Here is a 25,181-nt window from a genome sequence, read left to right on the forward strand (position 1 = left end):
CTCTCGCGGAGCAACGGGAAGCGATGTCTAGCAGGATAGATGGCGATAAGTCGGGACAGGTTCCGAGCAGGGTCCGCCGAATCCTCCGAGGCCCACAGCCGGAGTCGGTGCCCGGCCTGGTAGGTACGGCCGTCATGATCGTCGGCCTTCTGGACATCGCGGCGGGCGTCTTCCCGCGTTTCCGGCACAGCCGGATCCACGCGGTCACCGAGGTGCTGCCGGGCTCCCTCGGCCCGTTCGCGGCCGCCCTCTCCATCAGCGCGGGCGTGCTGCTCCTGCTGCTCGCCCACGGCCTCAAGCGGCACAAGCGGCGCGCCTGGCGGGCCGCCGTCGTCCTGCTGCCCGCGGGCGCGGCGGCGCAGTTCACCTACCGCCACTCGGTCATCGGCGTGGTCATCGCGGCGGTGCTCCTCGCGCTCCTCCTGCGCCACCAGGGTGAGTTCAAGGCGCTGCCGGACCCGCGCAGCCGCTGGAAGGCCCTCGCGAACTTCGTCCTGATGAGCGCCGGCTCCATCGGCCTCGGACTGGTCATCGTCAACGTCCACCCGGGCAAGGTCGTCGGCAACCCCGGACTGTACGAGCAGATCACACACGTCGTCTACGGCCTCTTCGGCTTCGAGGGCCCCGTCGACTACGCAGGCCGGGTGTCCTGGACCGTCGGCTACTCCCTCGGCGCGCTCGGCATGCTGACCGCCCTCACCACCATCTACCTGGCCTTCCGCCCCGAGCACCCGGCCGCCCGGCTCACCGTCGACGACGAGGGCAAGCTGCGCGAGCTGCTCGCCAAGCACGGCGGCCGCGACTCCCTCGGCCACTTCGCGCTCCGCCGCGACAAGGCCGTCGTCTTCTCCCCCAGCGGCAAGGCCGCCGTCACCTACCGCGTCGTCTCCGGCGTGATGCTCGCCTCGGGCGACCCCATCGGCGACGTCGAGGCGTGGCCGGGCGCTATCGAGCGGTTCATGGAGGAGGCCAAGGCCCACTCCTGGACCCCGGCCGTGATGGGCTGCAGCGAGACCGGTGGCGAGGTCTGGACCCGCGAGACCGGCCTGGACGCCCTGGAGCTGGGTGACGAGGCGATTGTCGATGTCAAAGACTTCTCCCTCTCGGGCCGCGCCATGCGCAATGTCCGCCAGATGGTGAAGCGCATCGAGCGCAACGGCTACACCACCAAGGTCCGCCGGGTCAGCGAACTCACCGAGGAGGAGCTGGAGCAGGTCCGCGGCGCCGCCGAGGCCTGGCGCGGCACCGACACCGAGCGCGGCTTCTCGATGGCGCTGGGCCGGGTCGGCGACCCGGGCGACGGCGACTGCTTCATCGCCACCGCGCACCGCGTGGAAGAGGGCGACACCAGCCCCTTCGGCGACCTGAAGGCCATCCAGCACTTCGTACCGTGGGGCAAGGACGGCATGTCGCTGGAGCTGATGCGCCGTGACCGCGGCGCCGACCCGGGCATGAACGAGCTGCTGATCGTCGCCTCCCTGGAGGCCGCCCCCTCGCTGGGCATCGAGCGGGTCTCGCTGAACTTCGCGATGTTCCGCTCGGCGCTGGCCCGCGGCGAGAAGATCGGCGCCGGGCCCGTGCTGCGGATGTGGCGCAGCCTGCTGGTCTTCCTCTCCCGCTGGTTCCAGATCGAGTCGCTGTACAAGTTCAACGCGAAGTTCCGCCCGCGCTGGGAGCCGCGCTTCGTGGTCTTCCGCACCACCCGCGACCTGCCCCGCATCGGCTTCGCCGCGATGCAGGCCGAGGGCTTCGTCACGCTGGCCCTGCCGCGGCTCTTCGCGAGCCGCCGCCGTCCCAAGCCGGTCCGTACCTGCTCGCACAACCTGATGGCGCCCGTCGCGAAGCAGCCCGAGCGCGAGGTCCAGGCCGCGTAGCCCCCGACCGCCCCGCGACGCGACACCCGAAGGCCCGGCAGGTTCCCCGTCCGGGCCTTCGCCGTGCCCGGCCCCGGCCGCGAGCCGTCCCGGGCGGCGGCGCCCGGGGGAGGGCCGGGGCAGTGCCGGGGCGGGCCGGCGGCAGTCCCCGGACTGGGCCTGGGCAGTGCCCGGACTGGGCCTGGGCAGTGCCCGGACTGGGCCGGGGGCAGTGCCCCGGGGTGGGGGCAGGCGGGGCAGCCCTACCCTGGAGCCATGAACACCAAGCGCGGAGCCACCGGCAGGGGCCGGGTCGCAGGTCTGCCGGAATGGGACCGCTGCGCGGTCATGGGCGTCGTCAACGTGACCCCTGACTCCTTCTCCGACGGCGGCCGCTGGTTCGACACCACCGCCGCCGTCAAGCGCGGCCTCGACCTCGTCGCCCAGGGCGCCGACCTCGTCGACGTCGGCGGCGAGTCCACCCGCCCCGGCGCCTCCCGCGTCGACGAGGACGAGGAGCTGCGCCGGGTCGTCCCCGTCGTGCGCGGTCTGGCGTCCGAGGGCGTCACCGTCTCCGTCGACACGATGCGCGCCGCCGTCGCCGCCCGGGCCGTCGACGCCGGCGCCGCCCTGGTCAACGACGTCAGCGGCGGCCTCGCCGACCCCGGCATGGTCCCGGCCGTCGCCGCGGCCGAGGTGCCCTTCGTGGTGATGCACTGGCGCGGTTTCAGCGCCGGCATGAACAGCCTCGCCGTCTACGACGACGTCGTGGCCGAGGTCACCTCCGAGCTGCGGGCCCGGATCGACGCGGTCGTCGCCGGCGGCATCGCCCCCGAGCGGCTCCTGGTCGACCCCGGCCTCGGCTTCGCCAAGAACGCCGAGCACGACCTGGCGCTGGTCGCACACATGGGGGACCTGCGCGCCCTCGGCTTCCCGCTGCTGGTCGCCGCCTCGCGGAAGCGTTTCCTCGGCCGGGTCCTGGCCGGCGGGACGGACGCCACCCCGCCGCCGGCCCGCGAACGGGACGCCGCCACGGCCGCCGTCTCCGCGATCGCCGCCCACCAGGGCGCCTGGGCCGTACGGGTCCACGAGGTACGGGCGACGGCCGACGCGGTTCGGGTGGCCCGCGCCGTGGAAGGGGCTCTGTGATCCTCAACGACCGACAAGGAGCCCAGTGAGCAGAACCGACATCGAAGCGGTCGAAGAGGTCAACACGGCCTTCTACGAGGCAATGGAGCGGGGGGACTTCGACGCTCTGTCGGCGCTGTGGCTGGAGGACGAGATCTCCTGCGTGCACCCCGGCTGGCCGGTGCTCTCCGGCCGCGGGGAGGTACTGCGCTCGTACGCGCTGATCATGTCCCACACCGAGTACATCCAGTTCTTCCTGACCGACACCAAGGTGGCCGTCATAGGCGACACGGCACTGGTGACCTGCACGGAGAACATCCTCAGCGGCGGCCCCGCCGAGGACGGCGGGGAGCTCGGCCCGCTCGTCGGCCAGCTGGTCGTCGCCACGAATGTGTTCCGACGCACATCCGAGGGATGGCGCCTGTGGTCCCACCACGGTTCTCCCGTGCTCACGGAGTCCGACGAGGACGACGAGGACGACGCCTCCTGACCCCTACGGCGGGGGCCGGACTGTTTCGCAGGTAAATTCGAAGTCGGACGACGCCGACCGCACTCGGCGCAGGCCCATGGCCACGGGGAGCCCCGAGGCCGGAAGCACCTACGAAAGCAGGAGTGATTCGCGTGGATCGTGTCGCGCTGCGCGGCCTCAAGGCTCGCGGGCACCACGGCGTCTTCCCCCGGGAACGCGAGGAAGGCCAAACCTTCATCGTCGACCTCGTGCTGCACCTGGACACCCGCCCCGCGGCGGCCGGGGACGACCTGGCGAAGACCGTGCACTACGGGGTGGTCGCCGAGGAGGTCGTCGACGTGGTCCAGGGCGAGCCCGTCGACCTGATCGAGACCCTGGCCGAGCGGATCGCCCAGCAGTGCCTGAAGCACGAAGCGGTGGCGCAGGTGGAGGTCGTCGTCCACAAGCCGGACGCGCCCATCACCGTCCCCTTCGACGACGTGACCATCACGATCACCCGGAGCCGCGCATGAACAACGGACTGAACGCTCAGAGCGACCCCACCGTCCAGCCGGTACCCGCCTCCGTCGTCGAGGCGGTCGACGCGGCGGACGTGACCCTGTCCAACCCCAAATGGGCCGTCATCGCGCTCGGCGCGAACCTCGGCAACCGCCTGGAGACCCTCCAAGGCGCCATCGACGCCCTCGGCGACACCCCCGGCCTGCGGGTCAAAGCCGTCTCCCCCGTCTACGAGACCGAGCCGTGGGGCGTCGAGCCCGGCTCCCAGCCCTCGTACCTCAACGCGGTCATCGCGGTGAAGACCACCCTGCCCCCGTCCTCCCTGCTGGAGCGCGGGCACGCCATCGAGGAGGCGTTCGACCGCGTCCGCGAGGAGCGCTGGGGCCCCCGCACGATCGACGTCGACATCATCGCGTACGCCGACCGCGTCTGCGACGACCCGGTCCTCACCCTCCCGCACCCGCGCGCCCACCAGCGTGCCTTCGTGCTGGCCCCCTGGCACGACATCGACCCCGAGGCCCAGCTCCCGGGCCGCGGTCCGGTGTCCGCCCTCCTGGCCGGAATCGGCCTGAGCGGCGTCACGCCGCGCCCCGACCTGGAACTCCACCTCCCCGAGTAGTCGTTAGTAGCCTGTTCACGGCTACTCGCTGAAAGTGGGGAACGGGCAAGTGAAGCAACTGAGGCCGGGGATCCTGGCAGGCATCTTCGTGGTCGCCGGGGTCCTGTCCTGGGCCGGCGCCCGGCTGTGGAACGCGTACGGCACCCTGCCGGGCGTTCCGCTGGCCGCGCCGATCGTCCTGGGGGCCATCGCGGTGGTGCTGCTGGCCACGGCGCTGTCGTTGAAGGCCCGGCTGAAGGCCCAGCGGGAACGCCGGCCGGGCGCCAAGGGCGTGGAGCCGCTGATGGCGGCCCGCGCGGTGGTCTTCGGGCAGGCCAGCGCCCTGGTGGCCGCGCTGGTGGCGGGCATGTACGGCGGCGTGGGCGTCTTCCTGCTGACCGACTCCCTCGACGTCGCCGCCCGCCGCGACCAGGCCTGGTACGCCGGCTTCTCGGTCCTCGCGGGCATCGCGGTCATCGCCGCAGCCCTCTTCCTGGAGCGCGTCCTGAAACTCCCCGAGGACGAGGACCCCGCCCCGGAGCCCCCGGCCGCTCGGGCGTGACCGCCGGCTGGATGCCCGGACGAGGTGCCCGCGCACCAGGAAGTCGGTGTCGCCCCCGCGGGGGTCTCGCCTGGGCGGCACCGGCGACCCCGTTCACGATCTGCTTGCTCGGCAGCCCGCCCGTCCCGCCCCTGATCAGCTCAATGCTCTGATCGAGGACGTGGTCGGGCGGATCCGGCGATCCGGCTAGCGGGCCATGATCAGGGACATGGCCTCGGCGCGCGTGGCGGGGTCGCGGAGCTGGCCGCGGACGGCCGAGGTGATGGTCTTCGCGCCGGGCTTGCGGACCCCGCGCATGGTCATGCACATGTGCTCGCACTCGATGACCACGATGACCCCGCGCGGGTCCAGGATCTCCATCAGGGAGTCCGCGATCTGCGTGGTCAGGCGCTCTTGCACCTGGGGGCGGCGGGCGTACACGTCCACGAGGCGGGCCAGCTTCGACAGGCCAGTGATCTTGCCGTCGGTGGACGGGATGTAGCCGACGTGCGCGACACCGTGGAACGGGACCAGATGATGCTCACACGAGCTCATGACCTCGATGTCCTTCACGAGGACCATCTCGTCGTGACCGAGGTCGAACGTCGTCGTCAGGACCTCCTCCGGCTTCTGGTACAGGCCGGCGAATATCTCCCGGTAGGCGCGCGCCACGCGCGCCGGGGTCTCCAGGAGGCCCTCTCGGTCCGGGTCCTCGCCGACCGCGAACAGGAGCTCTCGGATCGCCGCCTCGGCGCGCTTCTCGTCGAACTCGCCGATCGTGCCCTCGTCACCGGTCAAGGTCACTGGGTCGGTCATGTCTTCCTCGTTCCTGTCCGCACACACGCGGTCGTACAAATGTGCCGCGCCCCCCAGGCTAGAACCTGGGGGGCGCGGCTTCCATTCCGGGTGGGTCGACCCGCCCTTACTCCGGGCGGTCCTCCGGAGCCACCTCGATGCCCTTCTCCGTGGAGACCGGCGCGACGGAGGCCGACGTGCCGTTCGCCGCGTTCGTCAGCTGCAGCTCCTTGGGGGAGAGCACCGGCGGGCGGGTGGAGGGGGTGCGACGGGCGGAACCGGTCCACGCGGGGCGCGCCGGACGCTTGACGATGGTCGAGAAGATCTCGGCGATCTCCTGCTTGCCCAGCGTCTCCTTCTCCAGCAGCGCGAGGACCAGGTTGTCGAGGACGTCACGGTTCTCGACGAGGATCTCCCAGGCCTCGTTGTGCGCGGTCTCGATGAGCTTCTTGACCTCTTCGTCGACCAGCGCCGCGACCTCTTCCGAGTAGTCCCGCGGGTGCGCCATCTCGCGCCCCAGGAACGGCTCGGTGTTGTCGCCGCCGAACTTGATCGCACCCAGACGCTCGGTCATGCCGTACTGCGTGACCATGGCCCGCGCCGTGGCGGTCGCCTTCTCGATGTCGTTCGCCGCGCCCGTGGTCGGGTCGTGGAAGACCAGCTCCTCGGCCGCGCGCCCGCCCAGCATGTACGCGAGCTGGTCGAGCATCTCGTTGCGCGTGGTCGAGTACTTGTCCTCGTCGGGCAGGACCATGGTGTAACCCAGGGCCCGGCCGCGGGACAGAATCGTGATCTTGTGGACCGGGTCGGAGTTCGGGGAAGCCGCCGCGACCAGGGCGTGTCCGCCCTCGTGGTACGCGGTGATCTTCTTCTCCCGGTCCGACATGATCCGGGTCCGCTTCTGCGGGCCCGCCACGACGCGGTCGATCGCCTCGTCCAGCGAGTGGTTGTCGATCAGCTTCTTGTCCGAGCGGGCCGTGAGGAGCGCGGCCTCGTTCAGGACGTTGGAGAGATCGGCACCGGTGAAGCCGGGCGTGCGGCGGGCGACGGCGCCCAGGTCGACGTCCGGGGCGACCGGCTTGCCCTTCTGGTGGACCTTGAGGATCTCCAGACGGCCCTGCATGTCCGGGCGGTCGACCGCGATCTGCCGGTCGAAGCGGCCCGGGCGCAGCAGCGCCGGGTCGAGGATGTCGGGGCGGTTCGTGGCGGCGATCAGGATGACGCCGCCCTTCACGTCGAAGCCGTCCATCTCGACGAGCAGCTGGTTGAGGGTCTGCTCGCGCTCGTCGTGGCCGCCGCCGAGGCCCGCACCGCGGTGCCGGCCGACGGCGTCGATCTCGTCGACGAAGACGATCGCCGGCGCGTTGGCCTTGGCCTGCTCGAACAGGTCGCGGACACGCGAGGCACCGACACCGACGAACATCTCGACGAAGTCGGAACCGGAGATCGAGTAGAAGGGAACACCGGCCTCGCCCGCGACGGCGCGCGCGAGCAGGGTCTTTCCGGTGCCGGGCGGGCCGTAGAGCAGCACGCCCTTGGGGATCTTGGCGCCGACGGCCTGGAACTTCGCCGGCTCCTGGAGGAACTCCTTGATCTCGTGGAGTTCCTCGACGGCCTCGTCCGAGCCCGCGACGTCGGCGAACGTCGTCTTCGGGGTGTCCTTGGTGATGAGCTTGGCCTTGGACTTCCCGAAGTTCATGACTCGGGAGCCGCCGCCCTGCATCTGGTTCATCAGGAACAGGAAGACGACGACGATGAGGACGAAGGGCAGGAGCGAGAGCAGCACGCTCAGGAACGGGCTGGTCTTGTCCGGCGTGACGGAGTATCCGTCCGGGATCTGACCGGCGTCGTACTTGGTCTGGAGGCTCTGGGCGAGCTGGACGCCCTGATCCCCGATGTAGTTGGCCTGGAACTTGGTGCCGTCGTGCTTGCCGAGCTTCTCGCCCTGCTTGAGCTCAATCTTGATCATCTGGCTGTCGCCGGTGGTCAGCTTGGCTGTCTCCACCTGGCCAGTGTTGATCGCCTTGATGACCTCGCTGGTGTCCACCGACTTGTAGCCGCCGCCGGAGCCGACGACATTCATCAACACGACCACGGCGAGGACGGCCAGCACGATCCACATGACCGGCCCACGGAAGTATCGCTTCACGTCCATCCATACGGGGCGCCAGGCGCCCCGTCCCTCCTGCCCGTAGGTAAATGCTGCTGTGTGAGTAAAGACTGTTCTTCGGAATGTACCCCTGAATTGTCACCCGCGGCCCGTGGGACGGCTGACAGACCCGCCTTCCCCTGCTCCAACGGCGGGAATCGCCCCCAGGTTCCCCGGCGGCGCCGCGGATTCCCGGGGGCGGGGCGGGGTCAGCCGCCGTAGACGTGCGGGGCGAGCGTGCCGACGAACGGCAGGTTGCGGTACTTCTCCGCGTAGTCGAGGCCGTAGCCCACGACGAACTCGTTGGGGATGTCGAAGCCGACCCACTTCACGTCGATCGCGACCTTCGCGGCCTCGGGCTTGCGCAGCAGCGTGACGACCTCCAGGGAGGCCGGCTGGCGGGAGCCGAGGTTCGACAGCAGCCAGGACAGCGTCAGACCGGAGTCGATGATGTCCTCGACGATCAGGACGTGCTTGTCCTTGATGTCGGTGTCCAGGTCCTTGAGGATCCGCACCACACCCGAGGACTGGGTCCCGGCGCCGTACGAGGACACCGCCATCCAGTCCATGGTGAGCGGGGTGGACAAGGCGCGTGCCAGGTCCGCCATCACCATGACGGCGCCCTTGAGCACGCCGACGATGAGCAGGTCCTTGCCCGCGTACTCCGCGTCGATCTTCGCGGCCAGCTCGGCCAGCTTCGCGTCGATCTCTTCCTTGGTGATGAGCACCGACTGGAGGTCGCTGCCCATGTCCTTCTCGTCCACCCGCATCACTTTCGTTGTCGGCCGGGGCTCCGGGGTGGCCCCCGGAGGACTCAGCCGTGTTTCAGCACCAATCAGCCCTGCCGGATGACAAGTCTGCCACCCTGCCGCTGGGCCTCCACCCGGCCGGGCAGGTTGATGGCGCCCTGGCCGCGCCATCCGGTGATGAGGCGGTCGACTTCCTCGATGTGGCGGGCGAAGAGGGAGCCCGCGGGAGAGCCCGCGGCGACGACGGCCCTGCGCAGCACCCGGCGGCGGACGGCCGGGGGCAGGGCGTACAGCTTGGCGCACTCCAGGCGGCCGTCCTCGTCGCGTACGCCGCCCTCCGCCTCGGCGGCCCAGGCGTCCAGGGCGTCGGCGTCGTCACGGGAGAGCTGGGCGGTGCGGGCGAGGGCCTCGACGACGCCCTTCCCCAGCGCCTTCTCCAGGGCGGGCAGTCCCTCGTGGCGCAGGCGGGAGCGGGTGTAGGCCGGGTCCATGTTGTGCGGGTCGTCCCAGACGGCCAGGGACTGGACCATGCACGCCTTGCGGGCGGTCTGCCGGTCGACCTGGAGGAAGGGGCGGCGGTAGCGGTGGCTGCGGCCGGGGCCGCCGGGGCCCTGGGAGACTTCCGGCATGCCGGAGAGCGAGCGGATGCCGGATCCGCGGGCAAGGCCCAGCAGGACGGTTTCCGCTTGATCGTCCCGGGTGTGGCCGAGCAGCACGGCGGCGGCGCCGAGGCGGTCGGCGGCCTCGTCCAGGGCGCCGTAGCGGGCGTCGCGGGCGGCTGCCTCGGGACCGCCGCCACGGCCGACGCGCACGGCGACGGACTCCACCGGGTCGAGGCCGAGTGCGGTCATGCGGGTGACCACCTCGGCGGCGCGCTGGTCGGAGCCGTCCTGCAGTCCGTGGTCGACGGTGATGCCGCCGGCCCGGATGCCGAGTTTGGGGGCCTCGAAGGCGAGGGCCGAGGCGAGGGCCATGGAGTCGGCGCCGCCGGAGCAGGCGACGAGCACGAGTGGCGGGGTGCCCGCGCCGGTGCGAGGGTCGGCGCAGGGGACGGCTCCGGACGGGGTCCGGGGGCGGTCGGTGAGCTCGGTGAGGACGTCGTGGAGTACGCGGCGGACCGCCAGGCGTATCGCCGCGACCGCAGGATGGGGACCCATGTCCGGTGCCCTTCGATGGAGTTCGGATGCCTCGGAGGCTTCGGGGTGGTGTGCTGGGAGGTGCTTGCCCGGCTGCCCCCGCGGAACGGGAGGTTGTCACTCAGAGTGCGTCGATGGTGACAGAACCGAGCCGTTCCCCGAGCATCGCACGCCCTTATACGGCTCACGGTCCCTCGGACGGGTGATGCTGCTTCCCCCAGGGAGACATGTTTAGGCCTCTCCGTCACGTGTGGCGCGGGTGAACGGGAGGGAAGCGGCGGGGCGCGCCGTGGAGCCGCCCCGGCGGTGCGGGGCGGGCCCGTGCTCCCCGAAATCACCCCTGCCGGTCCTCTCCGCCCCCCTCGCTCCCCTTGCCGTGGACCCGGGCCACCCAGTCCGCGGGCCGGTCGATCTCCGCCTTGGTGGGCAGCGTGTTCGGCGAGGTCCAGATCCGGTTGAAGCCCTCCATGCCGACCTGGCCCACGACGGCGCGCACGAAGCGCTCGCCGTCGCGGTACTGGCGCAGCTTCGCGTCGAGGCCGAGCAGTTTGCGCAGGGCGGCGTCGAGGCGGCCCGCTCCGCTGGCGCGGCGCTGCTGGAACTTCTCGCGGATCTCGGCGACCGAGGGCACCACCTGGGGGCCGACGCCGTCCATGACGAAGTCGGCGTGCCCCTCCAGCAGGGACATGACGGCGGTGAGGCGGGCGAGGATCTCGCGCTGCTCGGGGGTCTGCACGAGTTCGACGAGGGAGCGGCCCTCGTCCCCGTGCTCGGCGTCCGGGCGGGCGCCGGCGAAGGACTGGGCGGCCTCCCGGATGCGCTCCAGGACCGTCATCGGGTCGATTTCGGTGGCACCCAGAAACGTCTGGATTTCGCCTTCGAGGTGGGCGCGCAGCCACGGGACGGCCGTGAACTGGGTACGGTGCGTCTCCTCGTGCAGGCAGACCCACAGCCGGAAGTCGTGCGGGGCCACCTCCAGCTCGCGCTCCACGTGGACGATGTTCGGGGCGACGAGCAGCAGCCGGCCGCCCGACGCGGAGGCCGGCAGGTCGCGGGAGACGGGCGCGAAGGTCTCGTACTGCCCCAGGACCCTGGAGGCCAGGAAGCTCAGCAGCATGCCCAGCTCGACGCCGGTGACCTTGCCGCCGACCGCGCCGAGTACGGCTCCGCCCGGGGCGCCGGCGCGGCGCTCCTGCATCTTGCCGAGGAGCGGCGTGAGCAGCTCCCGGAAGCCGGCGACGTTGGCCTTGACCCAGCCGGCCCGGTCGACGACCAGGACGGGGGTGTCGGGGACGGCGGCGCCGTCGGGGATCATCCGGGTGAACTCGCGCACGTGCCGTTCCGAGGTCCTGGCGTGCCCGCGCAGTTCGGCGACGACGGCCCGCGCCTCGTCCCGGGTCACCTCCGGGCCGGGTCGCACCAGCCGGGTCGCGGTCGCCACCGCGAGGTTCCAGTCGACCATCTCCGCACCACTGATGCTCGTCATGCGTCAACCGTACGTGGGCGAGCCCTCCTGCGGACCCCCTACGGAGCGGCCGCGACGGCCGCGGCCAGCTTGTCGAGGCCCTTCTCGGCGCCCTCGGGGCCGGGGCTGTTCGCCGTGAGGAAGGCGAAGGCGAGGAGCCTGCCCGTGGAATCGACGACGGTGCCGGCCAGGGAGTTCACTCCGGTGAGGGTGCCGGTCTTGGCGCGGACCAGCCCGGCGGCCGGTGAGGTGCCGGCGTTGCGGGCGCGCAGGGTGCCGGTGAAGCCGGCGACGGGGAGCCCGGTGAGGACGGGCCGCAGCTCGGGGTGGTGGGGGTCGGCAGCCTTGGCGAGCAGGCCGGTCAGCAGGCCGGCGCTGACCTTGTCGGCGCGGTTCAGGCCGCTGCCGTCGGCGAAGCGGGAGCCGCTCACGTCGACGCCGAGGCCGGCGAGCCGGGCGGTGACGGCCTTCTCGGCGCCCTCGAAGCCGGCGGGCTGTCCGGAGGCGAGGGCGGTCTGGCGGGCGAGGGCCTCGGCGATGTCGTTGTCGCTGTTGGTCAGCATCCGTTCGACGAGCCCGGCCACCGGGGTGGACTGGGTGACGGCCAGCGGCTGGGCGCCGGCGGCGGCCTTGGCCCGAACCGGTTCCGCGCCGACCTTGATGCCGCGTTCCGCCAGGAGGGTGCGGAAGGCGCGGGCGGCGGCCCTGGCGGGGTCGTCGGTGCGGTCCACGGGCCCGGACGTGGAGTCGTCGGGGCGGCCCTCGTCGGCCGCCAGGGCGGTCACGGGGGCGATGTTGGGGTTGACGCCGATCGGGTGCCGGACGGGGCCGGTGTAGAGGCTGTCGTCGTACCCGAGGGTGACGGTGTCGGTGCCGGCGGCCTTGAGTGCCTGGGCGGCGTCCGCGGCCAGGGCGACGAGGCTGCCGCCGGATCCGGCGGGGCTCTTCTTCTTCGCGGTGAGGGAGGGGTCGCCGCCGCCGACCAGGACGATCTGTCCGGAGGTGGTGCCGGGCACGACGGTGGTCCTGATCCGGTGCTCGGGCCCGAGCGCGGCCAGCGCGGCCGCCGCGGTGGCGATCTTGACGGTGGAGGCGGGGGTCATCGCCTCGCGCGCGCCGGACTCGAAGAGCACCTGTCCTGTGGCGGTGTCCACGACGGAGGCGGTACGGACGGTGCCGAGCGCCGGGTCGGCCAGCAGCGGCCGCAGCCGGGCGGCGAGCCCGTCCGCGGGTCCGGCCGCGGCGGCCTGCCCCCGCGGTACGCCGGGGCCGACGGCTCCCAGTACGCCCGGGGCGCTGGGCGCGGCCTGCGGGAGGGGCCCGGAGCCGGCCGCTCCACCGTGATCTGCGCCACCCGTAAGGCCCCAGGAGGCGGCTGCGTCCCGCTCGGCCTTACGCTGGCCGGAGTCCCACGGACCGGCGGCGGCCACCGCTGCCACCGACAGGGCGAGGCCGGCGACGGCCGCACCCGCGGTGAGCTGCCACGTCTTGACCAATGGCACCTCGGACCAGCCCCTTTCGCGATCACACATATGCGTGAGGGACACTTAACCACTGCGTCTTGCCGCGAGCATGGCACCCCACCCGACAGGGCTGGGCCGGACGCGCACGCAGTTGAATCAATGCCGTCTCGAAGCAATGAAGCTGATCATGGAGGAGCAGGACGTGGAGTTCGACGTCACCATCGAGATCCCCAAGGGTTCGCGGAACAAGTACGAGGTGGACCACGAGACCGGCCGGATCCGTCTGGACCGTCGCCTCTTCACCTCGACCAGCTACCCGGCCGACTACGGCTTCGTCGAGAACACCCTCGGCGAGGACGGCGACCCGCTGGACGCGCTGGTCATCCTTGACGAGCCGACCTTCCCGGGCTGCCTGATCAAGTGCCGCGCCATCGGCATGTTCCGCATGACGGACGAGGCGGGCGGCGACGACAAGCTCCTGTGCGTGCCGGCCTCCGACCCGCGTGTGGAGCACCTGCGCGACATCCACCACGTGTCCGAGTTCGACCGCCTGGAGATCCAGCACTTCTTCGAGGTCTACAAGGACCTGGAGCCGGGCAAGTCCGTCGAGGGCGCGAACTGGGTCGGCCGCACCGAGGCCGAGGCCGAGATCGAGGCCTCGTACAAGCGCCTGGAGGCGCAGGGCGGCCACCACTGAGCTCAGGCTCGGCGGCGGTGACGGGCCGGGGGTCTGCCCCCGCGCCCCTGTGACATGGCGGGCGGCATCCCTTGGGGGTGCCGCCCGCCGTCGTGTTCCCGGGCGGTGCGGCCGGGCTGGGTATGCGGAGGGAGGAAACGATTCCGCATACTGATGCTCCGGGTGATCACGGACTGGAGGACGCGTGGCGCAGGCCGACGGGGCAGAAGACAGGAAGCCCCTGTCCGACGAGGCGCACAGCGCCTTCACGCCGCCGCCGGGGGTCGGGCCGGAATCCCCGGAGGAGGACCAGCCCACCTCGGAATTCGCTCTTCCGGCGGGCGCCGAGCCGGTGCGGCCGGAGCCCGAGGGGTCGGCCTTCGCCGCCCCCGCCACCTATCGGGCCGCGCATTCCCCGCCCGCGTACACCCCGGGGCAGGGCTTCCCCGTCGTGCGGATGACGGAATCGCCCTGGCAGGACCGCATGCGCACGATGCTGCGCATGCCGGTCGACATCCGGCCCGTACCGGAGCTGGTCCAGCGGCAGAGCGAGGCCGGCCCCGCCGTGGGCCGTGTGCTCGACCTGACGCTGCGCATCGGCGAGCTGCTGCTCGCCGGCGGCGAGGGCGCCGAGGACGTGGAGGCCGCGATGTTCGCGGTGGCCCGCTCGTACGGGCTGGACCGCTGCGAGCCGACCGTCACCTTCACCATGCTGTCGATCACCCACCACCCCTCGCTGGTGGGCGACCCCGTGTCGGCCAACCGGACCGTGCGGCGCCGGGGCACCGATTACAACCGGCTGGCGGCGGTGTTCCGCCTCGTGGACGACATCAGCGCGCACGAGATCGACGTGTCGCTGGAGGAGGCCTACCGCCGCCTCGCCGAGATCCGCCGCAACCGGCACCCGTACCCGGGCTGGATGCTCACCGCCTCCGCCGGGTTGCTCGCGGGGGCCGCCTCCACCCTCGTCGGCGGTGGGGTCCTCGTCTTCTTCGCCGCCGCGATCGGGGCCGTCCTCGGTGACCGGCTGGCCTGGCTGTGCGCCGGGCGCGGGCTTCCCGAGTTCTACCAGTTCGTGGTGGCGGCGATGCCGCCCGCCGCCATCGGGGTGGCGCTGAACATGACGGGGATCGACGTCAAGGCCTCCGCGGTGATCACCGGCGGGCTGTTCGCGCTGCTGCCGGGACGAGCCCTGGTCGCGGCCGTGCAGGACGGTCTGACCGGCTACTACATCACCGCTTCGGCCCGGCTCCTGGAGGTCATGTACCTCTTCATCGGCATCATCATGGGCGTACTGGTGGTGCTCTACGTCGGGCTGCAGTTCGACGCCTCGCCGCGGCCGGAAGAGGTGCTCCAGATCCAGCAGCGGCCGCTGATCCAGATCGCGGCCTCCATGGTGCTGGTCTTCACCTTCGCGATCCTGCTCCAGCAGGAGCGCTCCACGGTGTGGATCGTGACCCTCAACGGCGGAGTGGCGTGGGTGACCTTCGGGGCGCTGCACTACGCGGGCGGGATCCCACCGGTGCCGTCCACGTGCGTCGCGGCGGGACTGGTGGGCCTCTTCGGACAGCTCTTCTCCCGCTACCGCTTCGCCTCCGCCCTGCCGTACGTGACGGCCGCCATCGGCCCGCTGCTGCCCGGCTCGGCGACGTACTACGGGCTGCTGCTGATCGCCGAGAACCGGCTGAACGAGGGCCTGGGCTCGCTGGTGAACGCCGCGGCCATCGCACTGGCCATCGCCATCGGGGTCAACCTGGGCTCGGAGGCCTCACGTCTGTTCATGCGCATCCCCGGCGCCGCGAGCGCCGCCAAGCGCCGGGCGGCGAAGCGGACCCGGGGCTTCTGACCGGCGCCCGGACACGCGTACGCCCCCGCATGCGGGGGCGTACGCGGTGACTCCGGCGTGGCCGGATCAGCGCTTGGCGTGGCGGCCGCGCTGGCCCGGGGACTGCGGGCCGCTGCCGTCGCCGGCGGCGACCGCGTCGGGTGCCTGGCCGGCGTTCGCCCTGTTCTCCTTGCGGGCCTTCAGCACCTCGAAGATCACCGGGATGACGGAGAGGAGGACGATGCCGACGAGGATCGCCTCGACGTTCGTCTTGATGAACTCGATCTGGCCGAGCCAGTAGCCCGCGACGGTGACGCCCGCGCCCCACCCGATGCCACCGATGATGTTGTAGGTCAGGAAGGTGCGGTACTTCATCGTGCCGGCGCCCGCGACCATCGGGGCGAAGGTGCGGATGATCGGCACGAAGCGGGCGAGCACGATGGCCTTGGGGCCGTGCTTGTCCATGAACTCGTGCGCCTTGTCCAGGTTCTCCCGCTTGAAGAGCTTGGAGTTCGGACGGTTGAAGAGCTTCGGCCCGAAGAACTTGCCGATCATGTAGCCGACCTGGTCGCCGATGATCGCCGCGGCGACGATCAGGGTGCAGACCAGCCACAGCGGCTGCTTGATGTACTGCCCGTCCGCGACCAGCAGGCCCGCGGTGAAGAGCAGGGAGTCGCCGGGCAGGAAGGCGAAGAGACCCGACTCGGCGAAGACGATGACCAGGATGCCGATCAGGCCGAAGTGCGAGATCAGGTAGTCCGGGGACAGCCACTCAGGGCCGAGCGCAAGCGTATACACGGGTTCCGGGCTCTCCTGGATCGGGGGGAAGGCAGGGTGGGGACGGTTTCAATTATCAACGCACACGACCCCCGCCCGGTTCCAGGTACCGGCGGGGGTCGCGTACGTGACTTTCCGCCTACGCCTTGCGCACGCCGTTCGCGAAGATCGCATCCCGCAGGTGTACGGCCATGCCCGGCTTCACCGCGTCGTAGAACGCCGTGAACCGCTCGTCCGCCACGTACATCTCACCGAGGCACGTGTGCATCTCGTACGGACAGTCGTAGAACCACTTGTGGATGTGCAGGCGGTGCTCCTCGGCCAGGTCCATCGCGGCCTCGCCGTCGGCGGGTTCGCCGGCCTCCATGGCCGCCGCGTACCGGCGGCCCCACTCGGCGGACTCGTCCTGGATCCGCTGCCAGTCGTCCTTCGTGTACGAGGCCGCGCGGCGCTGGGACTCGGCGTACGCCTCGGTGTCGCCCCAGCGCTCCTCGACCTCCTGCGCGTAGCTCTCGGGGTCCACGTCCCCGAAGACCTCGAACTTCTCCTCGGGCGTGAGGTTGATGCCCATCTTCTTCGCCTCCATGGCGTGCTCAACGGCCTTGGCCATCTGCTGGAGCCGGGCGATCCGGTCGGTCAGCAGGGCATGCTGCCGGCGCAGATGCTCCTGGGGATCCGATCGCGGGTCGTCCAGCAGGACCGCGACCTCTTCGAGGGGGAAGCCGAGCTCCCGGTAGAACAGGATCCGCTGCAGCCGGTCCAGGTCGGCGTCGTCGTACCGCCGGTGTCCCGCGTGGCTGCGGCCGCCCGGGGAGAGCAGCCCGATCTCGTCGTAGTGGTGCAGGGTGCGCACCGTGACCCCGGCGAAACCGGCGACCTGGCCCACGGAGTAGCCCATTTCTTCCCTCCTCTGCTCGGGTACGCCCTTCACTGTGGTTCCTCACGCCGCGTGAGGTGCAAGTCCTCTTTCGCGGGCTGCTTGCCCAGACCCCGCTTTCGCGGGCTACTTGCTCAGCCCCCGGTAGCGGCCCACCGCCAGCGGGAAGAAGACCGCGAGCAGCAGGAGCGGCCAGGCGACCGCCAGCAGGCCCGCGTGGTCGGCGGCCCACGAGGGGGGCGCCGCGGCCGGGTTGCCGAACAGGTCGCGGACGGCGGTGGCCGTCGCCGAGAGCGGGTTCCATTCCACCACCACGCCCAGCCAACCCGGCATCGACTCCGGCGTGGCGAACGCGTTGGACAGGAAGCCCACCGGCCACACCAGGATCTGCACCGCCTGGACCAGCTCCGGTCGGCCGGCGACCATGCCGAGCCAGATCCCGATCCACAGCATCGCGAAGCGCAGCAGCAGGAGCAGCCCGAAGGCGAGCAGCGCCGCCGCCGCGCCGCCGTGCCAGCGCCAGCCGAGCAGCAGCCCGACCGCGGCCAGGACCAGCAGGCCCACCGCCGACTGGAGCATGTCGGCGGTGCTGCGGCCCACCAGGACCGCCGAGGAGGACATCGGCATGGCGCGGAAGCGGTCGATCACCCCCTTGTTCAGGTCCTGGGTGACGGCCGTCATGGTGGCCTCCAGCCCGAAGGCCATGGTCAGGGCGAGCATCCCCGGCACGAGGAACTCGACGTACTCGCCGTCGATCCCGCGGCCGCCGCCCACCAGGAAGCCGAACATCAGCAGCATCATCACGGGGAAGACCAGGCCGACGACCATCTGCACGGGCTGCCGCGCCCAGTGCGCCAGCTCTCGCCGGGTCATCGTCCAGGAGTCCGAGACCACCCAGACCGCGCTCACGCGGCCACCTCCTCGCGGTCGGTCAGGTGCAGGAACACCTCGTCCAGCGTGGGGCGCCGGACGGCCAGGTCGGCCGCCTCGACGCCCGCCTCCTCCAGCGTCCGCAGGGTCCGGGCGAGACCCGCCATCCGGTCCTGGACCGGGAAGCTCAGGGTCAGGGTGTCGGGGTCGACGGCCGGCTCGGGCAGCAGCCGCGCCGCCTGGGCCAGGTGGGCCGCGTCCCGCAGGACCACGACGATCCGGTCCGCGCCGACCAGGGCCTTCAGTTCGTCGGCCGTGCCCTCGGCCGCGACCCGGCCCCCGTCGACGAGGGCGATGCGGTCGGCCAGCTGGTCGGCCTCCTCCAGGTACTGCGTGGTGAGCAGGACGGTCGTGCCGCCGCCCACCAGCGAGCGGACGGCGCTCCACACCTCGGCGCGGCCGCGCGGGTCGAGGCCGGTGGTCGGCTCGTCCAGGAACAGCACCTCCGGGTCCGTGATCAGGGAGGCGGCGAGGTCGAGCCGGCGCCGCATTCCGCCGCTGTACTGCTTCACCGCCTTGCGGCCGGTGTCCGCGAGGCCGAAGCGCTCCAGGAGCTCGTCGGCGCGCCGCCCGGCCCGGCGCGCGCCGAGGTGGTGGAGGCGGCCGAACATCTCCAGGTTCTGCCGCCCGGCCAGTTCCTCGTCGAGCGCCGCGTGCTGGCCGAGCAGGCCGATGCGGGAGCGCACGGCCGCCGGGTCCGCGGCCACGTCGTGGCCCGCCACCCGGACCGTCCCCTCGTCGTGCCGGAGCAGGGTGCTCATGATCCGCACGGCCGTGGTCTTGCCGGCGCCGTTGGGGCCGAGCACGGCGTGCACGGTGCCGCGCGCCACGTCCAGGTCGAGCCCGGCCAGGGCCTGCTTGTCGCCGTACCGCTTGTGGACGCCTTCGACGGAGATCGCAAAGCCACTCCCCTCACTAGTCAAATTTGATTACCACGAGCCGCAAAGGTAGTGCCCCCTCACGGGCTAGTCAAACTTGATTAGAGGTAGGGGTTCTCCTGGCCCTCCGCCAGGACCCCCACGAAGGGCTCGCCGCCCTCGCCCGCGAAGGAGTACGCGCCCCCCTCGACCCGGGCGATCAGCCCCCGCGTCCACTCCGCCTCGGCATCGGCGGAGTGGACCCACATGTGCATGATCTCGCCGATGTGTCCCAGCGCCTCCGGGCCGCCCTCCGGCGTGTAGTAGTCGGTCACCGACGACCGCCAGCCCGCCAGCTTCGCCAGCCGCTCCCGCAGGAGCGCCAGCACCTCGTCCCTCGGCAGGTCGACCATGAATCCGATCGCCGCCGACAGCACGTCCGTCTTCTGGTCGTACGCCGAGAGCGCCCCGCGCAGCAGCCTGAAGTACTCCTCACGGCCGGCGTCCGTCACTTCGTACTCGGTGCGCGGCGGTCCGCCCGCCGCGCTCGGCGCCACCTCGTGGGCGTGCAGGACGCCCTGCTTCGCCATCTGCTTCAGCGCGTGGTAGATGGATCCCGGCTTGGTGTTCGACCACTCGTGGGCGCCCCAGTACTCCAGGTCGTTGCGCACCTGGTACCCGTGGGCCCGCCCGTGCTGGCGGACCGCGCCGAGGACAAGAAGCCGGATCGCTGACATGGGGCCAGGCTAAGCCCCTGCCCTGATCCGCCGGACACCCCCTAAGGGCTGTCCCGTAATCCCCGGCGGGCGCACGACGACAGCTACGGCACCTCGCCGCGTTGTCGGAACGCCCGGATACGCCCAGTATCAGGACGCTCCTCCGCCTTGCGATGCACCGCATCTGACGCCGTGCGCTGATCCACCGGGGATTACGGGACAGCCCTTAGCCCATGGCCTTGGTGCCGTCGATGGACTCGCGGACGATGTCCGCGTGGCCCGCGTGCCGGGCGAACTCCTCCACCAGGTGCAGCAGCATCCAGCGGATGGAGACCTTGCCGTCCTGCGGGAACCAGGGCGCGGGCGGCAGCGGGAAGGTGACGTCCAGGCTCGGCACCGCCGCGACGAAGGCCTCCGTCTCCTGCCGGATCCCGTCCCAGAAGGCCAGGACCGAGGCCACGGACTCGCCGTCCACGAGCCGGAAGGACTCGCTGCGGTCCTCCTCGGTGCGCTGGAGCTCGTTGGGCCGCTGCTGGGCCATGCGCAGCCAGGCCAGTTCGCACTCGGCCACGTGCTTGAGCACCCCGGACAGGCTGAGTTCGCTGACGCTCGGGCGGCTCGCCGCCTGCTCCTCGTCGAGCCCGAGGAGGGTCTCGCGGATCGCCGCGCGCTGGGACTCGACGAAGGCGAGGAGCGTGCCGCGCTCGTCGCCGAGGACCTCGGTGGAAATCTGGGCCATGACCGGACCGCCTCTGCGTGGTGTTGCCGGGGGCCTCTCCCCCGACAACCCACACGCTACGGAGCCTTGCGGTCAGATGCTGTCCTAATTCCCGGCTCGGTTCGACGCGTTCTCCTCGTCCGGCCGAATCGCGGGCAGCGCCGTGGCCGGCTTCGGGAGCAGGGCCTTGGAGAGGTCCTGCCTGCCCGTCGGGTCGAGCCCGTACATCGCCTCGTAGATCTTGCGGACGGCCGGTCCGGAGGCGCCGGAGCCGGTGCCGCCCTGGGAGATCGTCATGACGATCGCGTAGTCCTCGGTGTAGGAGGCGAACCACGAGGTGGTCTGCTTGCCCTGGACCTCGGCCGTGCCGGTCTTGGCGTGCATCGGGATCTGCTTCTGCGGCCAGCCGCCGAAGCGCCAGGCGGCGCTGCCGTCGGTGGCCACGCCGGCGAGGGCCTTGTCGATGTTGTCGCGCGTCTTGGCGTCCATCGGGAGCTTGCCCTGCTCCTTGGGGGCGATCTCCTTCACCGACGTCCCGTCGGCACTGACGATCGCCTTGCCGACGCTCGGCTGGTGCAGGGTGCCGCCGTTGGCGATGGCCGCGTAGACGGACGTCATCTGGAGCGGGGTGACGAGGGTGTCTCCCTGCCCGATCGAGTAGTTGATCGCGTCACCCTCGCGCAGCTGGTTGCCCTGGCGGCAGTTCTCGTAGGCGATCTTCTCGGCGAAGCTGCCGTTCTTCTTGCCGTCCCGGCACCAGGCGTCCTTGTTGGCGTCGAAGAAGTCCTGCTTCCACTTGCGGTCGGGGACCCGGCCGGGCACCTCGTTGGGCAGGTCGATGCCGGTGCGCTTGCCCAGGCCGAACTCGTGGGCCGTCTTGAGGAACCAGTCGTTCGGGTCCTTCTTCGGCTTGATGCCCCCGTCCTTCTTCCACTCCTGGTCGGCGATCAGGTAGTAGACCGTGTCGCAGGACACCTCCAGGGCCCGGCCGATGGTGATGTCGCCGTGGCCCTGTGACTCGAAGTTCGTGAAGGTCTGGTTGCCCACCGAGTACGAGCTGGGGCAGGGGTAGCGGTTGTTGAAGGGATAGCCCGCGTTGACCGCGGCGGTCGAGGTGACCACCTTGAAGATGGAGCCGGGCGCCGCCTGTCCCTGGATCGCGCGGTTCAGCAGCGGGTAGTTGGACTCCTTGTCCGTGAGGGAGGCGTAGTCCTTCGCGGAGATGCCGCCCACCCAGGCGTTGGGGTCGTAGGTCGGGTTCGAGGCCATCGCGACGATCCGGCCCGTCTTGGTCTCCATCACCACGACCGCGCCCGAGTCGGCCTCGTAGTTGCGGCCGGTGTTCTTGTCGTGGACCTTGCGGGCGTCGATCATCGCGTTGTTCAGCTCCCGCTCGGCGACCGCCTGCACGCGGGAGTCGATCGAGGTCACGATGTTCGAGCCGGGCTGCGCCGGGTCGGTCTGGCCCTGCCCGATGACCCGGCCGAGGTTGTCCACCTCGTAGCGGGTGATGCCGGCCTTGCCGCGCAGCTCCTTGTCGTACGTGCGCTCCAGGCCGGAACGGCCCACCTGGTCGGAGCGCAGGTAGGGGGAGTCGGACTTCTTCGCCTTGGCGATCTCCTCGTCGGTGACCGGCGAGAGGTAGCCCAGCACCTGGGAGGTGTTGGCCTGGTCGGGGGCCGCGTAGCGGCGCAGCGCTGTCGCCTCGGCCGTGATGCCCGGGAAGTCCTCGGGGTGCTCGCGGATCTGCAGGGCCTGCTCCGTGGTCGCCTCGTCACTGACCGGGATCGGCTGGTAGGGCGAGCCGTTCCAGCAGGGCTGCTTGGTCTGGGAGTCGCAGAGGCGGACCTTGTCGACGACCTCCTGCGGGTCCATGCCCAGCACCCCGGCGAGCCGGGTCAGCACGGACTTGCCCTTGTCCTTCATCTTCAGCAGCTCGGTACGGCTCGCGGAGACCACCAGGTGGGTGGCGTTGTCGGCGAGCGGAACCCCGCGCGAGTCGAGGATCGAGCCGCGCACGGCCGGCTGGACCACCTGCTGGACGTGGTTGTTCTTCGCCTCGTCCGTGTACTCCTGGCCGTTGCGGATCTGGAGGTACCAGAGCCGTCCGCCCAGCGTGAGCAGCAGGGAGAAGACCACGACCTGGATGACGACGAGCCGGTTCTGGACCCGAGGGGTCCGGCCGGTCTCCGGTATGTTGCTCAACTCGTTCTCCCCCGGGCGGCTGCCTACGCCCGGCCGAGTCTAGGGGCTGTCCGATCCTGATCCGCCGGACACCGCCTGGTGACCTAGAAAGGGAACGCCGTCCGCCCGTGCTGCACGGAGATCCACTTCTGCGTGGTGAACGCCTCGACCGTGGCCTCGCCGTTCAGCCTGCCCAGGCCCGAGGCCTTCTCCCCGCCGAACGCGGCCAGCGGTTCGTCCCCGATCGTGGAGTCGTTGACGTGGATCATCCCCGTCTCGATCCGCTGGGCGAAGCGCACGCCCCGCTCGACGTCCCGGGTGTGCACGGCGCCGCTGAGCCCGTAGGGGGTCGCGTTGGCCAGCCGTACGGCCTCGTCCTCGCCGTCGAAGACCACCAGCAGCGCGACGGGGCCGAAGATCTCCTGGCCCAGCAGCGGGGAGTCCTCGGGGATCCCGGCGAGCACGGTCGGCTCGACCAGGTTGCCGCGCGTAGACCCCCGTACGAGCGCCTGCGCACCGGATTCCACGGCCTGGTCCACGAGCGCGGTCAGGGCGTCGGCCTGGAAGGAGTTGATCAGCGGTCCGATGTGGGTGTCGGCCTCGTGCGGGTCGCCGGTCTTCAGGGCGCGCACGCGCGCGGTGAACTTCTCGGTGAACTCCTCCGCGACGGAGGCGTCGACGAGGATCCGGTTCGCGGCCATGCAGACCTGGCCCTGGTAGACGAAGCGGCTGAAGACGGCCGCGTCCACCGCGTAGTCGAGGTCGGCGTCGTCGAGGACGACGAGCGCGCTGTTGCCGCTGAGCTCCAGGACCGTGCGCTTGAAGTGGCGGGCGGCGATCGCGCCGACGTGCCGGCCGACGCGGTCCGATCCCGCGAAGGAGATGACCTTGGGGACGGGGTGCGTCAGGAGCGCGTCGCCTATCTCGGCGATGTCGGTGACGAGGACGTTCAGCAGGCCGGCGGGCAGCCCGGCGTCCTCGAAGATCTTGGCGATGACGCCGCCGCCGACGACGGGGGCGTTCTGGTTGGGCTTGACGACCACCGCGTTGCCCAGCGCCAGGGCCGGGGCGACGGACTTCAACGTGACCAGGAAGGGGAAGTTGAAGGGGCTTATCACGGTGACGACGCCGACGGGCAGCCGCTGGACCCGGTTCTCCTTGCCCTCGACCGGCGAGGGCAGGATCCGCCCTTCGGGGCGGACGGCCAGCTGGAGCGACTCCCGGATGAACTCCATCGCGAGGCGGACCTCGTACTCGGCCTTGGGACGGGTCCCGCCGAGCTCGTCGATCATCGCCTCGACGATCTCCTTCTCGCGCTCCTCGGTGATCCGCAGGGCGCGCTCCAGGACCGCGCGTCTGATGTACGGGCTGGTGGCGGCCCAGGCCCGCTGGGCGCGCTCGGCGCCGCGGTACGCCTGGTCCACCTGCTCGACGGTGGCCACGGTGATGGCCGCGAGCTTCTCCCCGTTGTACGGGTTGACGTCGATGATGTCCCATGAACCGTTGCCGGCCAGCCATTCGCCGTCGATGTACTGGTGAGCGAGGTCGCTGAATATGGACATGCCATCCCTTACTGCGAGCGCGCACCCGTGCGCTGCACCGGAGACCGATCGGTCATCATGCACTGATCAGACGTCATACTACGTGCGGATCAAGACAGTTGGAGTAGGCCGCGAAGAAGATCCCGGGTCCGGTCGGGGTCGGGGCAGTCGGCCTGGAGCCGCTCCATCGCCCGCCCGTACTGCCCCACTTCCTCGTCCTTGTCCAGGTAGAGGGCACTGGTGAGCTGTTCCAGATAGACGATGTCCTGCAGGTCGGACTCGGGGAAGCGCAGCAGGGTGAAGGCTCCGCTCTCGCCCGCGTGCCCGCCGAAGGAGAAGGGCATTACCTGGAGCTGCACGTTGGGCCGCTGCGAGACCTCGATGAGGTGCTCCAACTGGCCGCGCATGACGTTGCGGTCGCCGTACGGGCGGCGCAGCGCGGCCTCGTCGAGGACGGCGTGGAAGACGGGGGCGCTCTCGGACACGAGCACCTTCTGCCGCTCCAGGCGCAGCGCGACGCGGCGGTCGATCTCGGCGGCGGTGGCGCCGGGCATGCCGCGGCTGACGACGGCGTGGGCGTAGGCCTCGGTCTGCAGCAGGCCGTGGACGAACTGCACCTCGTAGATCCGGATGAGCGACGCGGCGCCCTCCAGCCCGATGTAGGTCTGGAACCAGCCCGGCAGCACGTCACCGTAACTGTGCCACCACCCGGTCGCGTTGGCCTCGCGGACCAGCCCCAGGAGGGACTCGCGCTCGGCGCTGTCCGTGACCCCGTAGAGCGTGAGGAGGTCCTCCACGTCCCTTGCCTTGAAGCTCACCCTTCCCAACTCCAAGCGGCTGATCTTCGATTCGGATGCGCGGATCGAGTAGCCGGCCGCCTCACGGGTGATGCCGCGGGATTCTCGGAGTCGCCTGAGCTGGGAGCCCAGGAGGATGCGGCGCACCACAGAACCGCTTGCTTCTGCGGTCACTAGTACTGCCCTCCCCATCGCATTGGCGTGCGCGTGGTGTGCGCGGCGTCCAGGGGCCCCCGTACCCCAGGGGCCGCAGTCTGCCACCAAAACGCATCGGGTCGTACTCGTTCTGTAACGGAATCCCTTCTCCGGGGAAAGAAGTCCGTAAGTATGCGTAGGAAGAAATGAGCAAGAACCGTCACGTGAGCGGACAGGTCCGGCGCGTGCACGTGCATCTGCCCTTGCATCCGGCCCGAGCATTCGGAACGATGGTCCCCGCGCA

22 protein-coding genes and 1 pseudogene are annotated in these 25,181 nt (G+C 70.9%); 8 read left to right on the plus strand and 15 right to left on the minus strand.

Annotation, left to right across the window (positions count from 1 at the left end; all coding sequences use genetic code 11):
• The first annotated feature begins 23 nt into the window (after positions 1 to 23).
• The 6 genes from ACZ3X1_RS07820 (at position 24) to ACZ3X1_RS07845 (ending at position 5,108) form a co-directional block, all read left to right on the plus strand.
• Positions 24 to 1,874 carry a phosphatidylglycerol lysyltransferase domain-containing protein gene (locus ACZ3X1_RS07820; RefSeq protein WP_356810188.1) on the plus strand — a complete coding sequence of 617 codons (1,851 nt, stop codon included), beginning with the start codon at positions 24 to 26 and terminating at the stop codon, positions 1,872 to 1,874.
• A 255-nt stretch (positions 1,875 to 2,129) separates the two neighbouring features.
• The gene (gene folP / locus ACZ3X1_RS07825; protein WP_356810189.1) at positions 2,130 to 3,002 is read left to right on the plus strand and encodes a dihydropteroate synthase; all 873 of its coding nucleotides are present in this window, start codon (positions 2,130 to 2,132) and stop codon (positions 3,000 to 3,002) included.
• Positions 3,003 to 3,027: 25 nt separating this feature from the next.
• A complete protein-coding gene (locus ACZ3X1_RS07830; RefSeq protein ID WP_362626756.1) occupies positions 3,028 to 3,471 on the plus strand; it encodes a nuclear transport factor 2 family protein in 444 nt (147 codons plus the stop codon).
• 131 nt (positions 3,472 to 3,602) lie between these two features.
• Positions 3,603 to 3,962, plus strand: a complete 360-nt coding sequence (folB, locus tag ACZ3X1_RS07835) for a dihydroneopterin aldolase (protein WP_030010912.1) — start codon at positions 3,603 to 3,605, stop codon at positions 3,960 to 3,962.
• Positions 3,959 to 4,567, plus strand: coding sequence for a 2-amino-4-hydroxy-6-hydroxymethyldihydropteridine diphosphokinase (gene folK / locus ACZ3X1_RS07840; RefSeq protein ID WP_356810191.1), 609 nt, complete (start codon positions 3,959 to 3,961; stop codon positions 4,565 to 4,567). Before folB ends, folK begins: the two co-directional genes overlap by 4 nt.
• 49 nt (positions 4,568 to 4,616) lie before the next feature.
• The gene (locus ACZ3X1_RS07845) at positions 4,617 to 5,108 is read left to right on the plus strand and encodes a DUF3180 domain-containing protein (RefSeq protein ID WP_356810192.1); all 492 of its coding nucleotides are present in this window, start codon (positions 4,617 to 4,619) and stop codon (positions 5,106 to 5,108) included.
• A gap of 186 nt (positions 5,109 to 5,294) precedes the next feature.
• Here ACZ3X1_RS07845 and folE read toward each other — a convergent pair whose 3' ends face one another.
• The 6 genes from folE to dacB all read right to left on the minus strand — a co-directional run bounded on the left by folE (position 5,295) and on the right by dacB (position 12,883).
• On the minus strand, positions 5,295 to 5,903 hold the full coding sequence (gene folE, locus ACZ3X1_RS07850) for a GTP cyclohydrolase I FolE (protein ID WP_356810193.1): 609 nt from the start codon (positions 5,901 to 5,903) through the stop codon (positions 5,295 to 5,297).
• 106 nt (positions 5,904 to 6,009) lie between these two features.
• On the minus strand, positions 6,010 to 8,037 hold the full coding sequence (ftsH, locus tag ACZ3X1_RS07855; protein WP_356810194.1) for an ATP-dependent zinc metalloprotease FtsH: 2,028 nt from the start codon (positions 8,035 to 8,037) through the stop codon (positions 6,010 to 6,012).
• A 203-nt stretch (positions 8,038 to 8,240) separates the two neighbouring features.
• Positions 8,241 to 8,801 (minus strand): hypoxanthine phosphoribosyltransferase, encoded by a 561-nt coding sequence (gene hpt / locus ACZ3X1_RS07860; RefSeq protein WP_030228417.1) that lies wholly within the window; start codon positions 8,799 to 8,801, stop codon positions 8,241 to 8,243.
• 65 nt (positions 8,802 to 8,866) lie between these two features.
• Positions 8,867 to 9,937, minus strand: coding sequence for a tRNA lysidine(34) synthetase TilS (tilS, locus tag ACZ3X1_RS07865; protein WP_467277713.1), 1,071 nt, complete (start codon positions 9,935 to 9,937; stop codon positions 8,867 to 8,869).
• A gap of 313 nt (positions 9,938 to 10,250) precedes the next feature.
• Positions 10,251 to 11,402 carry a zinc-dependent metalloprotease gene (locus ACZ3X1_RS07870; RefSeq protein WP_362626772.1) on the minus strand — a complete coding sequence of 384 codons (1,152 nt, stop codon included), beginning with the start codon at positions 11,400 to 11,402 and terminating at the stop codon, positions 10,251 to 10,253.
• 38 nt (positions 11,403 to 11,440) lie between these two features.
• On the minus strand, positions 11,441 to 12,883 hold the full coding sequence (gene dacB, locus ACZ3X1_RS07875; protein ID WP_362626775.1) for a D-alanyl-D-alanine carboxypeptidase/D-alanyl-D-alanine endopeptidase: 1,443 nt from the start codon (positions 12,881 to 12,883) through the stop codon (positions 11,441 to 11,443).
• Between the two features lie 163 nt (positions 12,884 to 13,046).
• Here dacB and ACZ3X1_RS07880 point away from each other — a divergent pair, with 163 nt between their 5' ends.
• Together ACZ3X1_RS07880 and ACZ3X1_RS07885 are read left to right on the plus strand one after the other, a co-directional pair.
• Positions 13,047 to 13,541 carry an inorganic diphosphatase gene (locus ACZ3X1_RS07880; protein ID WP_008742522.1) on the plus strand — a complete coding sequence of 165 codons (495 nt, stop codon included), beginning with the start codon at positions 13,047 to 13,049 and terminating at the stop codon, positions 13,539 to 13,541.
• A gap of 184 nt (positions 13,542 to 13,725) precedes the next feature.
• Positions 13,726 to 15,366 carry a threonine/serine exporter family protein gene (locus tag ACZ3X1_RS07885; RefSeq protein WP_356810198.1) on the plus strand — a complete coding sequence of 547 codons (1,641 nt, stop codon included), beginning with the start codon at positions 13,726 to 13,728 and terminating at the stop codon, positions 15,364 to 15,366.
• A gap of 66 nt (positions 15,367 to 15,432) precedes the next feature.
• Here the strand turns inward: ACZ3X1_RS07885 and ACZ3X1_RS07890 are convergent, their stop codons facing one another.
• From ACZ3X1_RS07890 to ACZ3X1_RS07930, 9 genes and pseudogenes are all read right to left on the minus strand, one after another.
• Positions 15,433 to 16,143, minus strand: a complete 711-nt coding sequence (locus ACZ3X1_RS07890; RefSeq protein ID WP_356810199.1) for a VTT domain-containing protein — start codon at positions 16,141 to 16,143, stop codon at positions 15,433 to 15,435.
• Positions 16,144 to 16,261: 118 nt separating this feature from the next.
• Entirely contained in the window at positions 16,262 to 17,020 is a 759-nt protein-coding gene (locus ACZ3X1_RS07895; RefSeq protein ID WP_356810200.1) for a MerR family transcriptional regulator, read from the minus strand.
• A gap of 105 nt (positions 17,021 to 17,125) precedes the next feature.
• Positions 17,126 to 17,872 carry an ABC transporter permease gene (locus ACZ3X1_RS07900; protein ID WP_356810271.1) on the minus strand — a complete coding sequence of 249 codons (747 nt, stop codon included), beginning with the start codon at positions 17,870 to 17,872 and terminating at the stop codon, positions 17,126 to 17,128.
• Positions 17,873 to 17,904: 32 nt separating this feature from the next.
• A complete protein-coding gene (locus tag ACZ3X1_RS07905; RefSeq protein WP_467277723.1) occupies positions 17,905 to 18,852 on the minus strand; it encodes an ATP-binding cassette domain-containing protein in 948 nt (315 codons plus the stop codon).
• 56 nt (positions 18,853 to 18,908) lie between these two features.
• Positions 18,909 to 19,523: a PadR family transcriptional regulator gene (locus tag ACZ3X1_RS07910; protein WP_467277726.1), complete on the minus strand. Its 615-nt coding sequence runs from the start codon at positions 19,521 to 19,523 to the stop codon at positions 18,909 to 18,911.
• Positions 19,524 to 19,728: 205 nt separating this feature from the next.
• Positions 19,729 to 20,241 (minus strand): DinB family protein, encoded by a 513-nt coding sequence (locus tag ACZ3X1_RS07915; protein WP_356810203.1) that lies wholly within the window; start codon positions 20,239 to 20,241, stop codon positions 19,729 to 19,731.
• Between the two features lie 117 nt (positions 20,242 to 20,358).
• Positions 20,359 to 22,425: pseudogene (mrdA, locus tag ACZ3X1_RS07920) on the minus strand (penicillin-binding protein 2); the annotation flags it as partial.
• A gap of 83 nt (positions 22,426 to 22,508) precedes the next feature.
• Positions 22,509 to 23,966: an aldehyde dehydrogenase family protein gene (locus ACZ3X1_RS07925; protein ID WP_467277729.1), complete on the minus strand. Its 1,458-nt coding sequence runs from the start codon at positions 23,964 to 23,966 to the stop codon at positions 22,509 to 22,511.
• A gap of 89 nt (positions 23,967 to 24,055) precedes the next feature.
• A complete protein-coding gene (locus ACZ3X1_RS07930; RefSeq protein WP_356810205.1) occupies positions 24,056 to 24,934 on the minus strand; it encodes a helix-turn-helix domain-containing protein in 879 nt (292 codons plus the stop codon).
• Positions 24,935 to 25,181 lie beyond the last annotated feature (247 nt).

Source organism: Streptomyces sp. NPDC023541 (assembly GCF_055559995.1).

What these genes read in the sequence shown, in the direction of transcription:
- ACZ3X1_RS07820 (WP_356810188.1), top strand. Translation starts at nt 24, where the DNA reads ATGTCTAGCAGGATAGATGGCGATAAGTCGGGACAGGTTCCGAGCAGG.
- folP (WP_356810189.1), top strand. Translation starts at nt 2,130, where the DNA reads ATGAACACCAAGCGCGGAGCCACCGGCAGGGGCCGGGTCGCAGGTCTG.
- folK (WP_356810191.1), top strand. Translation starts at nt 3,959, where the DNA reads ATGAACAACGGACTGAACGCTCAGAGCGACCCCACCGTCCAGCCGGTA.
- folE (WP_356810193.1), bottom strand. Translation starts at nt 5,903, where the DNA reads ATGACCGACCCAGTGACCTTGACCGGTGACGAGGGCACGATCGGCGAG.
- ftsH (WP_356810194.1), bottom strand. Translation starts at nt 8,037, where the DNA reads ATGGACGTGAAGCGATACTTCCGTGGGCCGGTCATGTGGATCGTGCTG.
- hpt (WP_030228417.1), bottom strand. Translation starts at nt 8,801, where the DNA reads ATGCGGGTGGACGAGAAGGACATGGGCAGCGACCTCCAGTCGGTGCTC.
- tilS (WP_467277713.1), bottom strand. Translation starts at nt 9,937, where the DNA reads ATGGGTCCCCATCCTGCGGTCGCGGCGATACGCCTGGCGGTCCGCCGC.
- ACZ3X1_RS07870 (WP_362626772.1), bottom strand. Translation starts at nt 11,402, where the DNA reads ATGACGAGCATCAGTGGTGCGGAGATGGTCGACTGGAACCTCGCGGTG.
- ACZ3X1_RS07895 (WP_356810200.1), bottom strand. Translation starts at nt 17,020, where the DNA reads ATGGGCTACTCCGTGGGCCAGGTCGCCGGTTTCGCCGGGGTCACGGTG.
- ACZ3X1_RS07900 (WP_356810271.1), bottom strand. Translation starts at nt 17,872, where the DNA reads ATGACCCGGCGAGAGCTGGCGCACTGGGCGCGGCAGCCCGTGCAGATG.
- ACZ3X1_RS07910 (WP_467277726.1), bottom strand. Translation starts at nt 19,523, where the DNA reads ATGTCAGCGATCCGGCTTCTTGTCCTCGGCGCGGTCCGCCAGCACGGG.
- ACZ3X1_RS07915 (WP_356810203.1), bottom strand. Translation starts at nt 20,241, where the DNA reads ATGGCCCAGATTTCCACCGAGGTCCTCGGCGACGAGCGCGGCACGCTC.
- ACZ3X1_RS07925 (WP_467277729.1), bottom strand. Translation starts at nt 23,966, where the DNA reads ATGTCCATATTCAGCGACCTCGCTCACCAGTACATCGACGGCGAATGG.
- ACZ3X1_RS07930 (WP_356810205.1), bottom strand. Translation starts at nt 24,934, where the DNA reads ATGGGGAGGGCAGTACTAGTGACCGCAGAAGCAAGCGGTTCTGTGGTG.